The 14,007-nt window shown below is 53.8% G+C and carries 21 protein-coding genes and 1 tRNA gene; 21 read left to right on the plus strand and 1 reads right to left on the minus strand.

The features are described 5' to 3' along the window. Window positions 1-110 precede the first annotated feature (110 nt). The 21 genes from rplN to ALMA_RS03255 all read left to right on the plus strand — a co-directional run bounded on the left by rplN (window position 111) and on the right by ALMA_RS03255 (window position 13,771). Window positions 111-479, plus strand: coding sequence for a 50S ribosomal protein L14 (gene rplN, locus ALMA_RS03155; RefSeq protein WP_021618612.1), 369 nt, complete (start codon window positions 111-113; stop codon window positions 477-479). Next, the gene (rplX, locus tag ALMA_RS03160) at window positions 479-811 is read left to right on the plus strand and encodes a 50S ribosomal protein L24 (RefSeq protein WP_086106536.1); all 333 of its coding nucleotides are present in this window, start codon (window positions 479-481) and stop codon (window positions 809-811) included. Before rplN ends, rplX begins: the two co-directional genes overlap by 1 nt. Continuing rightward, a complete protein-coding gene (gene rplE / locus ALMA_RS03165) occupies window positions 812-1,384 on the plus strand; it encodes a 50S ribosomal protein L5 (RefSeq protein ID WP_094726345.1) in 573 nt (190 codons plus the stop codon). Window positions 1,385-1,387: 3 nt separating this feature from the next. Then, complete coding sequence (locus ALMA_RS03170; protein WP_086106534.1) at window positions 1,388-1,573, plus strand: type Z 30S ribosomal protein S14; 186 nt, start codon at window positions 1,388-1,390, stop codon at window positions 1,571-1,573. Window positions 1,574-1,645: 72 nt separating this feature from the next. After that, window positions 1,646-2,044, plus strand: a complete 399-nt coding sequence (gene rpsH, locus ALMA_RS03175; protein WP_086106533.1) for a 30S ribosomal protein S8 — start codon at window positions 1,646-1,648, stop codon at window positions 2,042-2,044. A 17-nt stretch (window positions 2,045-2,061) separates the two neighbouring features. Then, on the plus strand, window positions 2,062-2,601 hold the full coding sequence (gene rplF / locus ALMA_RS03180) for a 50S ribosomal protein L6 (protein WP_086106532.1): 540 nt from the start codon (window positions 2,062-2,064) through the stop codon (window positions 2,599-2,601). Then, window positions 2,602-2,973 (plus strand): 50S ribosomal protein L18, encoded by a 372-nt coding sequence (gene rplR / locus ALMA_RS03185; protein WP_086106531.1) that lies wholly within the window; start codon window positions 2,602-2,604, stop codon window positions 2,971-2,973. It begins immediately after the preceding gene. Next, complete coding sequence (gene rpsE, locus ALMA_RS03190) at window positions 2,970-3,686, plus strand: 30S ribosomal protein S5 (RefSeq protein WP_086106530.1); 717 nt, start codon at window positions 2,970-2,972, stop codon at window positions 3,684-3,686. Before rplR ends, rpsE begins: the two co-directional genes overlap by 4 nt. Next, complete coding sequence (rpmD, locus tag ALMA_RS03195; protein ID WP_086106529.1) at window positions 3,686-3,871, plus strand: 50S ribosomal protein L30; 186 nt, start codon at window positions 3,686-3,688, stop codon at window positions 3,869-3,871. The genes rpsE and rpmD overlap by 1 nt, the downstream gene beginning before the upstream one ends. Further along, a complete protein-coding gene (rplO, locus tag ALMA_RS03200; RefSeq protein ID WP_086106528.1) occupies window positions 3,871-4,326 on the plus strand; it encodes a 50S ribosomal protein L15 in 456 nt (151 codons plus the stop codon). The genes rpmD and rplO overlap by 1 nt, the downstream gene beginning before the upstream one ends. 154 nt (window positions 4,327-4,480) lie before the next feature. Then, window positions 4,481-5,806 carry a preprotein translocase subunit SecY gene (gene secY / locus ALMA_RS03205; protein WP_086106527.1) on the plus strand — a complete coding sequence of 442 codons (1,326 nt, stop codon included), beginning with the start codon at window positions 4,481-4,483 and terminating at the stop codon, window positions 5,804-5,806. A gap of 9 nt (window positions 5,807-5,815) precedes the next feature. After that, complete coding sequence (locus ALMA_RS03210) at window positions 5,816-6,379, plus strand: adenylate kinase (RefSeq protein WP_086106526.1); 564 nt, start codon at window positions 5,816-5,818, stop codon at window positions 6,377-6,379. A gap of 89 nt (window positions 6,380-6,468) precedes the next feature. After that, entirely contained in the window at window positions 6,469-7,041 is a 573-nt protein-coding gene (locus tag ALMA_RS03215; RefSeq protein WP_094726346.1) for a LemA family protein, read from the plus strand. 29 nt (window positions 7,042-7,070) lie between these two features. After that, on the plus strand, window positions 7,071-9,383 hold the full coding sequence (locus tag ALMA_RS03220) for a DUF2207 domain-containing protein (RefSeq protein ID WP_094726347.1): 2,313 nt from the start codon (window positions 7,071-7,073) through the stop codon (window positions 9,381-9,383). Window positions 9,384-9,549: 166 nt separating this feature from the next. Then, entirely contained in the window at window positions 9,550-9,768 is a 219-nt protein-coding gene (gene infA, locus ALMA_RS03225) for a translation initiation factor IF-1 (protein ID WP_003827269.1), read from the plus strand. An 11-nt stretch (window positions 9,769-9,779) separates the two neighbouring features. Next, complete coding sequence (rpmJ, locus tag ALMA_RS03230; RefSeq protein WP_021618597.1) at window positions 9,780-9,896, plus strand: 50S ribosomal protein L36; 117 nt, start codon at window positions 9,780-9,782, stop codon at window positions 9,894-9,896. Window positions 9,897-10,053: 157 nt separating this feature from the next. Continuing rightward, window positions 10,054-10,431, plus strand: coding sequence for a 30S ribosomal protein S13 (gene rpsM / locus ALMA_RS03235; RefSeq protein ID WP_086106524.1), 378 nt, complete (start codon window positions 10,054-10,056; stop codon window positions 10,429-10,431). Between the two features lie 90 nt (window positions 10,432-10,521). Next, window positions 10,522-10,920 carry a 30S ribosomal protein S11 gene (gene rpsK / locus ALMA_RS03240; protein ID WP_018143440.1) on the plus strand — a complete coding sequence of 133 codons (399 nt, stop codon included), beginning with the start codon at window positions 10,522-10,524 and terminating at the stop codon, window positions 10,918-10,920. 78 nt (window positions 10,921-10,998) lie between these two features. Continuing rightward, window positions 10,999-11,994, plus strand: a complete 996-nt coding sequence (locus tag ALMA_RS03245; RefSeq protein ID WP_086106523.1) for a DNA-directed RNA polymerase subunit alpha — start codon at window positions 10,999-11,001, stop codon at window positions 11,992-11,994. A 166-nt stretch (window positions 11,995-12,160) separates the two neighbouring features. Beyond that, window positions 12,161-12,652, plus strand: coding sequence for a 50S ribosomal protein L17 (gene rplQ / locus ALMA_RS03250; RefSeq protein ID WP_086106522.1), 492 nt, complete (start codon window positions 12,161-12,163; stop codon window positions 12,650-12,652). Window positions 12,653-12,805: 153 nt separating this feature from the next. Next, window positions 12,806-13,771 carry a tRNA pseudouridine synthase A gene (locus ALMA_RS03255; protein WP_211278336.1) on the plus strand — a complete coding sequence of 322 codons (966 nt, stop codon included), beginning with the start codon at window positions 12,806-12,808 and terminating at the stop codon, window positions 13,769-13,771. Window positions 13,772-13,812: 41 nt separating this feature from the next. Here ALMA_RS03255 and ALMA_RS03260 read toward each other — a convergent pair. Further along, a tRNA-Ser gene (locus ALMA_RS03260) sits at window positions 13,813-13,901 on the minus strand. Window positions 13,902-14,007 lie beyond the last annotated feature (106 nt).

Genomic DNA, 14,007 nt, shown 5'->3' on the forward strand with positions numbered 1-14,007 from the left:
GTAGCCTCTTGGGGGAGGGGTGCTTCCTGCTCACTTTCGGGTGAGTATAGCACTCCTGCCAGCGGGGTTACCGGGTGTGCGGGGAGGACCAGCTCGGCTAAGGAGAATCAATGATTCAGCAAGAATCGCGACTTCATGTCGCCGACAACACGGGTGCTAAGGAAATCCTGGCAATTCGCGTGCTCGGTGGATCGAAGCGACGCTATGCCGGAATCGGCGACGTGATCGTCGCCTCCGTTAAGGATGCTATTCCTGGCGGTTCGGTAAAGAAGGGTGACGTAGTCAAGGCTGTCGTCGTCCGTACAGTGAAGGAACGTCGTCGTGCAGACGGTTCCTACATCAAGTTTGATGAGAACGCTGCTGTTATCCTCGGTAACGGCCGCGAACCAAAGGGCACACGTATCTTCGGACCAGTAGGTCGTGAACTGCGCGACAAGCGCTTCATGAAGATCGTGTCTTTGGCACCGGAGGTGATCTAATGGTAGCTAAGATCAAGAAGGGTGACCTCGTTAAGGTTATCCGTGGTAAGGATCGCGGCGCAGAAGGCACCGTCCAGCGTGTACTGCCTAACGATCGTCTGATCGTCGAGGGCGTACAGATCGTGAAGAAGCACATCCGCGCTACTGTGCAGGGACAGCAGTCCGGCATCGTATCTGTGGAAGCGCCTATTCACCGTTCGAACGTGATGCTCATCGATCCTGAAACCAAGCAGCCTACTCGCGTGGGTGTCGTGGTGAAGGAAGAAGCACGTGATGGTAAGGTCAAGCGCGTCCGCGTACGCGTGGCTAAGAAGTCCGGAAAGGAGCTGTAAATGAGCGACGTAACTATCGAGGCTCCTGCAACTCCTCGTCTGAAGGCTCGTTACAAGGAAGAAATCGTTCCTGCCCTGGAGAAGGAATTTAACATTTCGAATCCTATGCAGGTACCTGGTGTACAGAAGGTCGTCGTCTCCATGGGTGTCGGTGCCGCAGCTCGCGACTCGAAGCTCATCGAAGGCGCAGTACGCGACCTTACTGCTATCACTGGCCAGAAGCCAAAGATTACCCTTGCGAAGAAGTCTGTAGCACAGTTCCATCTTCGTGAAGGTCAGGCTATCGGTGCGTTCGTCACCCTGCGTGGTGACCGTATGTGGGAGTTCCTGGATCGTCTTCTGACCCTGGCTCTGCCACGTATCCGCGACTTCCGCGGTATTAACGCTAACCAGTTCGATGGTAATGGTAACTATAACTTCGGTCTGACCGAACAGTCCATGTTCCATGAGATCGATCCAGACACCATCGATCACCGCCGTGGTATGGATATCACTGTAGTGACCTCGACTAAGAGCGATGAGGAAGGTAAGGCGCTGCTCAAGCACCTCGGCTTCCCATTCAAGGAGGACTAAGAGATGGCTAAGACAGCTCTGAAGAACAAGGCTGCTCGCACGCCTAAGTTCGCAGTACGTGCATACACTCGCTGCGAAGTGTGCGGTCGACCTCATTCCGTTTATCGCAAGTTCGGTCTCTGCCGCATCTGCCTTCGCGAGAAGGCTCATCGTGGTGAGCTTCCAGGCGTAACGAAGTCCAGTTGGTAAAAATCGACGTTGAAGGTCCGCGGCCGGGTTATCCGGCGGCGGAAACCACGACGAGGAAGGGCATCAGCCCAAATGACAATGACAGATCCAATCGCAGATATGCTCACGCGTCTGCGTAATGCGAGTGCGGCAAAACACGAGACCGTGGACATGCCATACTCGAAGTTTAAGGCACATATCGCCGAAATCCTCAAGCGCGAGGGTTACATCGCTGATTTCGCAGCGAAAGAAGCTCGTGTAGGCCAGACTCTGGAGATTACTCTGAAGTATGGTAAGCACGGCGAACAGAGCATCCAGGGTATTAAGCGTGTTTCGAAGCCTGGCCTGCGTCGTTACGCTAAGAGCGACGCACTGCCTATGCCACTTGGTGGCCTCGGCATCGCTATTATCTCGACCAGCTCTGGTTTGATGACTCAGAAGGAATGCCTTGACAAGGGCATCGGCGGCGAAATCGTCGCTTACGTGTGGTAAGGAGGGCTTAAAGAATTATGGCATCACATATCGGTAAGCTCCCTATCGCTGTTCCAGCTGGAGTAGAAATCACTATTAACGGAAGCATCTTCCAGGCTAAGGGTCCTAAGGGCACTGACTCCTTCGAGATCCCAGCAGGTATCTCTGCTTCTGTAGAAGACGGACACGTTATCTTCACCCCTGAAGATGATGCACGTCCTACCCGTGCTAAGCACGGCTTGGCTCGTTCCCTCGCAGCAGGCATCGTCGAAGGTGTCTCTCAGGGCTTCACCAAGCGTCTTCTCATCGTCGGTACCGGTTACCGCGTCGTCGCTAAGGGTAAGAATCTCGAGTTCTTCCTGGGTTACTCCCACACCATTAATGTGGAAGCTCCAGAAGGCATCGAATTCGAAGTCGTGAATGCGAACGAGCTCCTGGTTAAGGGTATCGATAAGCAGGCTGTGGGCCAGGTGGCTGCAAACATCCGTAAGCTTCGTGCTCCAGAACCATATAAGGGTAAGGGCATCAAGTACGCAGATGAGCGCATCATCCGCAAGGCTGGAAAGGCTGGTAAGTAAATGACGGTTAAGATTTTTGGTAAGGGCAAGAACGTTGCTCGCTTGCGCCGTCACGCACGTCTTCGCAAGAAGATCTCCGGCACCGCTGAGCTCCCACGTCTCGTAGTTTTCCGTTCGAACCGTAACATGGTGGCACAGATCATCGATGACACGAAGGGCGTAACCCTCGTGAGCGAATCCACTCTGCATAACGACTTCGGTACCTTCGAAGGTACGAAGGTCGAAGCTGCAAAGCGCGTCGGTGAGCTCGTCGCTAAGAAGGCTCTCGAAGCTGGTATCACTGCTGTCGTCTTCGACCGTGGTGGCTACAAGTATCACGGTCGCGTAGCTGCAGTAGCAGACGGCGCACGTGAAGGAGGTCTGCAGCTGTGAGCGATAACGAAAAGGAAATCAACGTGGCTGAAGAAACTCAGACTACCGAGCAGGCTCCAGCAGCTGAAGAGCGCAAGGGCCGTCGCTCGAACCGCGGTGAAGGCCGTCGTGGAGAGCGTCGTAACCGCCGTGAGCGTAACGAACAGCGCGACGAGCTTCTCGATCGCGTAGTAACCATTCGTCGCGTCAGCAAGACAAACAAGGGTGGTCGCACCATGAGCTTCGCAGCTCTCGTCGTAGTCGGTGACGGTAACGGCACCGTAGGCGTAGGCTACGGAAAGTCTCACGAAGTACCATCTGCTATCGCGAAGGGACAGCTCGACGCGAAGAAGCACATGTTCACCGTACCACGCGTACGCGGTACCATTACTCACCCAGTAATCGGTCACCAGAACGCAGGTACTGTGCTCCTGCGCCCAGCAGCACCAGGTACTGGTGTTATCGCCGGTGGCGCAGTACGTGCAGTACTCGAGTGCGCTGGCATCACCGACATTCTGTCGAAGGACATGGGTTCGGGTAACGCCATTAACACGGTTCGCGCTACTGTAGCAGCTCTGAAGCAGCTCGAAGAGCCAGAAGAAGTGGCAGCTCGCCGCGACCTCTCGCTCGCTGAGGTAGCTCCAGATCAGCTCCTTCGTGAGCGTGCACAGGGTCTTGAAGAGGCTCGCAAGGCACGTGAAGAAGCAGCTCAGGCAGCAAAGGATGGTGAGTAATGGCTAAGCAGCTTAAGATCACCCTGAAGAAGGGCCTCGTAGGTTCTACCCAGGTACAGAAGGATAATGTCCACTCCCTCGGTCTGCGTAAGATTCACCAGACTGTACTGCGTGAGGATACTCCTGTATACCGCGGTATGATCCAGAAGGTTCGTCATCTCGTCGTAGTGGAGGAGCTAGACTAATGGCAAATAACGAAGTCGACATCCTTCAGATGCATGACCTTCGCCCAGCTCCTGGTGCGAAGAAGTCGAAGACCCGCGTGGGTCGCGGTGAGGGCTCCAAGGGTAAGACCTCGGGTCGCGGTATGAAGGGCACGAAGGCTCGCTATCAGGTTCGTCCTGGTTTCGAAGGTGGCCAGCTTCCACTGTACATGCGCCTTCCTAAGCTCCGTGGCTTCAAGTCCCCATTCAAGGTGGAGTTCCAGGTCGTGAATCTCGATGACCTGACGAAGCACTTCCCTAATGGTGGCGAAGTTACCGTAGAAGCACTCGTGAACGCAGGCCTCGTTCGTAAGAACCAGCCTGTAAAGGTGCTCGGCGACGGTGAAGTATCCGCCGCATACACCATCACTGGTGTAAAGTCCTCTGCATCTGCAAAGGCTAAGATTGAAGCAGCTGGCGGTTCTATCGCCGAGTAAGAATTTCAGATGACGGGATGTGTCCGTGCGGGCACATCCCCGAAATTCGAGCTGATTCGTAAGGTCCTTGACACGGAAACGTGCCAAGGACCTTATCTTTTGTTATAGTAGATTTCAGTGTGTCTCTAAAACCAGACACTTCAGGAGGAATTCAGTGAGAACGCTTATACAAGCATTGCGAGCCAAGGAGCTACGCAACAAGATTTTATTCACGATACTCATCGTCGTTATATACCGCATCGGTGCGTCTATTCCGACTCCTGGTATCGATTACAAGGTCGTGAGCGACACCGTTCGTAACGCGTCGAGTGGAGAGAACTTCGTCGCGCTGGTGAACCTCTTCTCGGGTGGCGCACTGCTGCAGCTGTCCGTCTTCGCCCTCGGCATTATGCCGTACATTACGGCGTCCATCGTGGTGCAGCTTCTGCGTGTGGTTATCCCACGCTTTGAAGCTCTCCATAAGGAGGGTCAGTCCGGTGAAGCGAAGCTGACGGAGTACACTCGTTACCTCACCATCGGTCTGGCATTCCTGCAGTCCACGACGATTCTCGTGACTGCGCAGACGGGTGCACTCTTCGGCACTGCTGCTACAGGTAAGATTATCCCAGACAGCTCCGTTCATAACCTTCTGTTCATGATTATCATCATGACTGGTGGTACGGGTCTGGTCATGTGGATGGCTGAGCTGATTACGGATAAGGGTATCGGTAACGGTATGTCCGTGCTCATCTTTACGTCCATCTGCTCGGGCTTCCTGCCACAGCTCTGGAATATCGGCTATGTGGGCGGTCAGTGGACGCAGTTCGGCATCGTTTCCGGCACGCTTCTGGTCGTTCTCATCTTCGTCGTCTACGTCGAGCTCATGCAGCGCCGTATTCCGGTTCAGTATACGCGCCGTATGATCGGCCGTAAGATGTATGGCGGTACATCCACGTACCTTCCTCTGAAGGTGAATATGTCGGGCGTTATTCCACCTATCTTCGCGTCGTCTATTCTGGCTATCCCTACTCTGGTCGCACAGTTCGGCAGCACGGACGCGTCCTGGGTGCAGTGGATTAACCTGAATCTGGCGAATACCACGTCGCTCTGGTACATCGGTCTGTATTCGCTCATGATCGTCTTCTTCACGTTCTTCTACACGTCTATTACGTTTAACACGGACGAGACTGCAGATAATATGAAGCAGTACGGCGGCTTTATTCCGGGTATCCGCGCGGGCCGTGCGACGAGTGAGTATCTGACCTACATCATTAACCGTCTGAATACGGTCGGTGCGGTGTATCTGCTGTTCGTCGCCTTAATCCCAACTGTCCTCATCCTAGCGCTGGCTCTGGGTTCACGTCTGCCTTTCGGCGGCACCACTATCCTGATTATCGCAGGTGTGGGCCTCGATACGCTGCGTCAGGCTCGTGCACAGACCGAGCAGTTCCAGTATGAAGGCTTCCTCGACATCGAGGCAGATAAAGCTGAAGAAAAGTAAGGATAAATTATGCGTTTGCTGATTATGGGCCCTCAGGGCGTAGGTAAGGGTACTCAGGCTGCGAAGCTTGCCGAGCACTTCGGTATTCCTACCATTTCTACGGGAGATATCTTCCGCTATAACATTAAGAATGAGACGGAGCTGGGTAAGCAGGCTCTGGCCTTCATTAATAAGGGACAGCTCGTTCCTGATGAGCTGACGAACTCCATCGTGAAGGACCGTCTGGCTCAGGATGATGTGAAGAATGGCTGGATTCTGGATGGATACCCACGTAACGCGTCTCAGGTAGAGGCACTGGATACCATGCTCGCTGAGCTGGGTACTCCACTGGACGCTGTCGTGGCTCTGGATGCTGACCGTGATGTGCTCATGGAGCGCATGATGAAGCGTGCTGAGATAGAAGGCCGTGCTGATGACACTCCAGAAGCTATCGCTACACGCCTTGACGTGTATGCGAAGGAGACTGCTCCTCTTCTGGACATCTATTCCGAGCGTGGACAGCTCGTGTCCATTAACGGTGTGGGCGAGATAGATGCCATTCAGGCGAATATCATCGCTGAACTGACGAAGTAAACCTTCGGACGAATTCCTCTAGGGGAGGGGCTTACGTACGACACGTAAGCCCCTCCCATTTTTTATTTCTCTGCCTGTATAATGGCATTATGAATACTACTTTTATACCGTGGCTCATAGCCCTCGTCGTCATAGTCCTCATCGCACTGTGGGTAGCTAGTGCATATAACTCTCTTGTGGCACTACGGAACCGTGTCGCAAATGGCTGGTCTCAGATCGATGTTCAGCTCAAGCAGCGCTCGGATCTCATCCCGAATCTCGTGAATACCGTGAAAGGATATGCGAGTCACGAGTCGTCTGTCTTTACTGCTGTCACTCAGGCACGTGCAGCTGCACAGTCTGCAGCGAGCTCGGGGAGTGTAGCAGACCGTATTCAGGCGGAAGGCGCTCTGGATAAGGCAATTGTGAATGTTCTCGCCGTAGCTGAAGCGTACCCAGAGCTGAAGGCAAATGCGAACTTTATCGACCTGCAGAATCAGCTCAAGGAGCTTGAGTCGAAGATAGCATATGCTCGTCAGTTCTATAACGATGTGGTCCTGAAGCTGAATAATGCTGTAGAGATGTTCCCTACGAATATCATCGCTGGTCTCTTCCACTTCGAAAAGGCTCAGTTCTTCGAAGCTTCTGAAACGGAGCGCACGGTTCCTCAGGTTCAGTTCTAAGAGCGTGTAGCTGATACAGGGAGAGAGATATGAAAAAGAAGATGCATGCCCTCATGGTGGGGCTCGTCACGGCGCTCGTCGTGGCAGTGGGCGTGCCTTTTATTTTCGGATTCATTCAGTATATGAATGATCAGGATGGCGACCTGTCCTACAGTGCTCTGAAGTATGATGCGCAGCTTAAAGATAATGGGGACATGCACATCACTCAGACAGTGACGGTTCAGATGCGCGACCGTGACCGTCCGTGGCGTCAGCTCTTTCAGGCATATACTCTCTCCAGTGATCAGCTCACGAACATCGAGGACATCTCCGTAAAAAATGATACGACAGGGGAGAACTATACGCGTGCCAGTTTCGCCGACACAGATACGGAAAAGATTCCTGTGGAAAACTGGGATGCTCAGGCTGCGAAGACATGGTATCTGAGAAATACGGAGAATAATGAGGATATCACGCAGTCTTCTGCTCTGGCTGTCTCGAACCAGCGCAGCCAGACCACGCGCGTGGAGCTCGGATGGAATATCCCCGTCACGGATGAGAGTACACAGACCTTTACCATCTCCATGACATGGAAGAACGTGGCGAAGGCACTCAAGGATGGCGTGTATGCTGCGTGGTATCCGGTAGCCACGGATAATGAGATTCCTATCCGCCATCTCGAGGGAACGATTACCTATCCTGACGATGCCAGCGAGAACTGGACCTGGATGCATTACGAAGGAAACGGGCAGACGAGGAAGACCTCGGAGCAGGTTATGCAGTTTAGTGCAGACCGCATTCCTGCAGGAGCTTACGTATCCTTTATTCTTCTCGAGAAGAGCTCGAATGCAGACTATGCCTCACAGATAATGCGGCAGGACTCTTCGCTAAGCGTGGCAGATATCCAGAATGATGAACGCCAGCGCTTAAACCAGTGGCAGGATACACTCAGGCAGCAGGCGCGTACACGCATCATCGTCATGCTCGCGGCTCTCGTTCTCGGAGTACTTCTTATACTCTGGCTTATCACAGGTGCATTCTCTACGAGGCGGCGCACGCGCTATACGGGACCTCTCGAGTACTTCCGTGAGTCTGTACCGCTATCTCCAGCAGCTGCAGCACAGCTTTATGCAGTTCTTCAGGGTGAAAACCCGAAGAAGGAGAGCGTCACTCAGCGGGCTCTCAGTGCCACCATGCTGTCTTTGCTCTCGAAAAAAGCGCTGTACATTCTTCCAGGAGCGGCGAAGAAGTATAGGTCGGGAACACTGGACCATGCATCAGAAGAATATATCTCCGCACTCCTCGAAGATGCTACACGCGGTGGAAGTACGAACACGGGGAATTCAGAAGCGCTCATGATTCGCGAGAAGATGGAAGAGGCTGTGACGAAGAAACACGCCTCCATCACGTATATCCTCTCCGAAGAATCCTTCGAGTACGGTTTCACCGATGCGCATTATCTCAGTGACTCGGAGCGCACGCTGCTCACCGTGCTGCAGGACATCTCTCAGAAGCGAGGGACACGTGTCATCAGCGACCAGGATATTCGAAAAGTCTCGAAGCAGTATGATAAGACACGAGCAGAGCATGTGCAGAACATGTATGGGAGTATCTCCAGAGAGTTTACTGTTCTGGGCTTAGCGAAGAATCCATTCACCATGCATGGGCTCCCACTCCTTCTCAGTGTGTTCTATGTACTGGCTGTGGGCGCATTCGGTATGCAGACTTCGTACTTCGCGGTGTCCCTCATCGCTGCTGTGCTGGTCGCATTTGCTGCAGGGTTCACTGCATCCTACGGTTCGAATGTCGTGCTCACCGATACTGAGGATGAACTCGTCGGACAGGTCCACGGGCTTGCTCGCTACCTCGATGATTTTAGTGACTTCAGCGACCGCGGTATCGAGGATATGATTCTGTGGGATCGCTATCTCGTGTATGCTGCGGCTTTCGGCATGAGTCAGAAAGTAGCAGATGCCATGCGAACGACGGTGCTGAGCACGCCAGGAGACGAGCTCGAGGATGCGGGAATCGGAGCCCTTTCGTACTCTCCGATGCACTGGATGTGGATGCCATGGTACCCAGGATATGGATACGGGTATGGTTTCGGTAGTGACAGCGAGGTAGATACGGGTACTCTGTCAGGAGGCGTACAGCCGAACTTCGCAGTTTCGCCAGACTTCTCGAGCTTCGATGGCTTTATGGACTCCTTTAACTCCTCTCTGAACTCTTTCCAGTCGGATCTGCACACGGCTATGACGAACCCATCGTCCGGCGGGTCGGGTAGCGGAAGCTTTGGCTCGGGTGGTGGATCCTTCGGTGGCGGAGGTTTCGGTGCTGGAGGCGGAAGCTTTGGCGGACGCTAAACGTTCCGATAGAGTCGTCATCTAGGTGAGGTAGAATTGACCTTACGAAAAGAACATGCAGAATGCGCGGAGAGAGGAACACGCTCGTCCGCGCATTCTGCTATTCTTATGAGTTGGTGTGTTTTCATAAGAAAATGCTCTAGTAATCTAGCGAGAAAAGAGGCCCATGGCTAAAGACGGTGTTATCGAAGTCGAAGGACAGGTAGTAGAGGCTTTGCCGAATGCTATGTTCCGTGTCGAGTTAGAGAACAAGCATATCGTTTTGGCTACGATCTCTGGAAAGATGCGTAAGAATTACATACGTATCCTTCCGCAGGACCGCGTGGTGCTCGAGATGAGCCCATACGACCTGACTCGCGGTCGTATTACATACCGTTACAAGTAAAGGAAAAACCCATGAAGGTTAGCCCAAGTGTAAAGCGTATCTGCGACTCGTGCCGCGTGATTCGCCGCCACGGTCGCGTAATGGTAATCTGCAACGCTAACCCACGCCACAAGCAGCGTCAGGGCTAGGAGTTACAGGTCTCAGCGACCACCATTAGGCGCTAAATCACAGAAAAGTTTCCTCGACACGAAGAAACCACTTCTGAACCTCAAGTACGGAGGCTTGAGCCACATCCCGTGGAAGATTTAGTGCACGACCCCCGTTGAACAGAAAAGGAATTCGAAGATGGCACGTCTTGCCGGAGTCGACATCCCTAATGAGAAGCGCATCGAGATCGCTCTCACCTATATCTTTGGTGTGGGACGCACTCGCGCTAAGGAGACACTCGAAGCTACTGGTATCTCTCCAGACATTCGTGTAAAGGACCTCACGGACGAACAGCTCATCCAGCTTCGTGACTACATCGAAGCAAACTATAAGATCGAGGGTGACCTGCGTCGCGAAATCGATGCAGATATTCGTCGTAAGATTCAGATTAATTCGTACCAGGGTATGCGTCACCGCCGTCACCTCCCAGTGCGCGGCCAGCGTACCAAGACTAACGCACGTACTCGTAAGGGTCCAAAGCGCACGGTTGCTGGAAAGAAGAAGGCTACGAAGTAAGACCTTTGAGCCACGCGTGCTCACGGGCATGCATCGCTGAAAGATACGTAGCGCTAAGAATTAATAGCTATAAGGAAATGAGGGTCTCTCATGGCAGCTGCAAAGCAGGCCACGCGCAAGCCTCGTCGTAAGGACCGCAAGTCGGTTCCAGTCGGCCAAGCGCACATTAAGTCCACATTCAATAACACTATCATCTCCATCACGGACCCATCCGGAGCAGTAATCTCCTGGGCTTCCGGTGGTGACGTAGGCTTCAAGGGCTCCCGTAAGTCCACCCCTTACGCAGCAGGTATGGCAGCTGAAGCTGCTGCTCGTAAGGCACAGGAGCACGGCGTGAAGAAGGTAGATGTATTCGTTAAGGGTCCAGGTTCCGGTCGCGAAACCGCTATCCGTTCCCTCCAGTCTGCGGGTCTCGAAGTCGGTTCTATCTCCGACGTCACCCCACAGGCACATAACGGTGTGCGCCCACCAAAGCGCCGCCGCGTCTGAGCACAAGACAGACCATTATTAGTCCAACCCGCGAAGATCAGGAAGTGCACACTGATCTTAAGCTGAAAGGATACGAAGGTGCTTATCGCACAACGTCCGTCACTGACAGAGGAAGTAGTAAATCCTCAGCGTTCACGCTTCACCTTTACTCCGCTGGAGCCAGGATTTGGCTACACGCTGGGTAACTCGCTGCGTCGTACGCTTCTGAGCTCCATTCCTGGTGCTGCAGTGACATCGGTGCGTATCTCCGGCGCGCTTCACGAGTTCACCACTCTGCCAGGCGTAAAGGAAGACGTCACCGAGATCCTCCTGAATATTAAGGGGATTGTGCTCACGAGTGAATACGATGAGCCAGTAGCCATCTACCTGCATAAGCAGGGTGAGGGCGAAGTGACTGCGGGTGACATCACCCCAGTCTCTGGCGTCGTCGTCGCTAATCCAGATTTGCACATCGCGACTCTCGCAGAAGATGGCGAACTGGAGATCGAGTTCACTGTAGAGCGTGGTCGCGGTTACGTACCAGCTCAGATGAACAAGCAGGAAGGCGATGAGATTGGCCGTATTCCAGTCGATTCCATCTACTCTCCAGTGCTCAAGGTCAGCTACAAGGTCGAGGCTACCCGTGTGGATCAGCGTACCGACTTTGATAAGCTCATCCTCGACGTCGAAACCAAGCAGGCTATCACTCCTCGCGACGCTGTAGCATCCGCAGGCTCCACTCTGGTAGAGCTCTTCGGCTTGGCTCGCGAGCTGAATGTGGAAGCTGAAGGTATCGAGGTGGGTTCTGCTCCTGTCGTAGAGGAAGCAAACCCAGAACTCGAGATTCCTATCGAGGATCTGAACCTGACACAGCGCTCGTATAACTGCCTCAAGCGTGAAGGTATTCACACTGTAGGCGAGCTCGTCAAGCGCACGGAGCAGGATCTGCTTGACATTCGTAATTTCGGTATGAAGTCCATCGATGAAGTGAAGGAAAAGCTCGAAGCTCGAGGTCTTTCCCTGAAGGCTTCGCCGCTCGGCTTTAACCCAGTAGATCTCGAAGGTGGCACTTTCTTCACTCCAGACGATATGTAAGCCTCGCGCTTCGCTCGTCCTGCTCTGTGCATGAGCATGCAAAAGCAGGACGGCGGGTGCATCGCTGGCGTCGTCGAATTCAGGAAAGAAGAATTCACCGTCGTAAATGTAAACCCAGCACGGATGTTCGGGCGTATGCCCACCTGTGCCGGATAAGGAGAATAACATGCCAAGACCAAAGAAGGGCCCACGTCTGGCTTCTAGCCCAGCACACGAGCGCCTTATGCTGGCGAACATGGCTACCAGCCTGTTCCAGAACGGTCGTATCACCACCACTTTGCCTAAGGCAAAGCGTCTGCGTCCACTCGCAGAGCGCCTCATCACGCTCGCAAAGCGTGGTGACCTGCACTCTCGCCGTCGTGTGATGCGCGTGATCCGTAACAAGTCCGTCGTTCACGCTCTGTTCACCGTTATCGCTGAGCAGATGGAACAGCGCGAGGGCGGCTACACCCGCATCGTGAAGATAGCTCCACGTCAGGGTGATAACGCTGCTATGGCTATCATCGAGCTCGTGACCGAACCAGTATCCCCGAAGAAGGCTGCTGTAAAGGAAGCGGAAGCTGCAGTAAAGGTAGCCGAGGAGAAGGCTGAAGAAGCTGCTCCAGTAGAAGAGGCTCCTGTAGAGGAAGCTCCAGCTACGGAAGAAGCTGCTGAGTAGTTTCTGCTCGTAGCGTTTCGTACGCTTAGTTAGTCCGCGTTTCGTGCTGAAAGGCACGGGATGCGGACTTTCTTTTTATCTGTCAATTCGTGCGTGTACGGCGGTTACTCCTCGAGATGTGGCACAGTAAGCCTCCTACGCTAGAATGAACGTATTATGCGACTGAGGATAGATCTCGCCTACGATGGCACGGAATTTCATGGATGGGCTCGCCAGACTGGCCAGCGCACTGTTCAGGGTGAGCTGGAGGCTGGCCTCGCGAAGATACTACGCCTTTCTCCTGAGGAGGTTCAGGTCACTGTGGCTGGCCGTACAGACGCGGGTGTGCATGCAGTGGGGCAGGTCTGCCATGTCGATGTGGCGGAAGAGGTTCTCGAGCGCGCCATAGGACACATGACAGGGGTAAGTGCCTCTGAGGCGCTCTTTAGGCGTGTGTCTCGCGTCGTTCCAGGGGATATGAGTATATTTTCTCTGGAACCTGCTCCTGAGGGTTTTGACGCGCGTTTTTCGGCTTCTGACAGGGTGTATGTGTATCGAGTAGCAGATGCTAGCGCACAGCGAGATCCGCGTCTGGCTCGGATGGTGCTGCGAGTGGATGATGAGCTGGATGTACACGCCATGAATGAGGCTGTGAGTTCCACTGTGGGATTACATGATTTCGGATCGTTCGCTCTGCCAAATCCTGGGGGCACCACCATTCGCGAGGTGAAGTATGCTGCGTGGCAGCGTGTTCCCGATATGCTGCTGACCCCGGACGGCGTGTATGGTGGGGGAGCTCAGGCGAGTGCCACTCAGGCTGTAGGGGCTGCTCCGTCGTCTGGTGCAGGTGTGGCATATGGCATTCGGGCTGCGGAGTCAGGACTGCTCACGTTTACTATCATCGCAGATGCCTTTGCTCGAAACATGGTGCGCTCGCTCGTGGGTGCCAGCATAGCCGTGGGGCGAGGAAAGAAGACCGTATCCTGGTTCCACGAGAAAGTGGCACATCCGCAGCGCGAAGGTCTTACTGGGCCAGCTCCAGCGTGTGGACTCACCCTCGAGCGGGTGAACTATCCGTCGGATGCACTCCTGGCTCAGCGGGCTGATGCTATTCGTGCTGTGAGGACTTTAGAAGAGTAAGAAAAATGTCTCAGAAGTATGTACTTCTGAGACATTTTTTGTGGCGGATGATAAGGGATTTGAACCCTTGGAGGTGTTTAGCCTCACACGATTTCGAGTCGTGCTCCTTCGACCGCTCGGACAATCATCCACGTCGCTTTATAAGCAACTCGACTATTATGCCATACCCTCACGAAAAAGTCCATGGAGGAGGCATACGGCGAGTCGCGAGAAAATTGACATCAACTCACAGCCCA

The sequence above is a fragment of the Alloscardovia macacae genome (assembly GCF_002259705.1).
Classification (GTDB): domain Bacteria; phylum Actinomycetota; class Actinomycetes; order Actinomycetales; family Bifidobacteriaceae; genus Alloscardovia; species Alloscardovia macacae.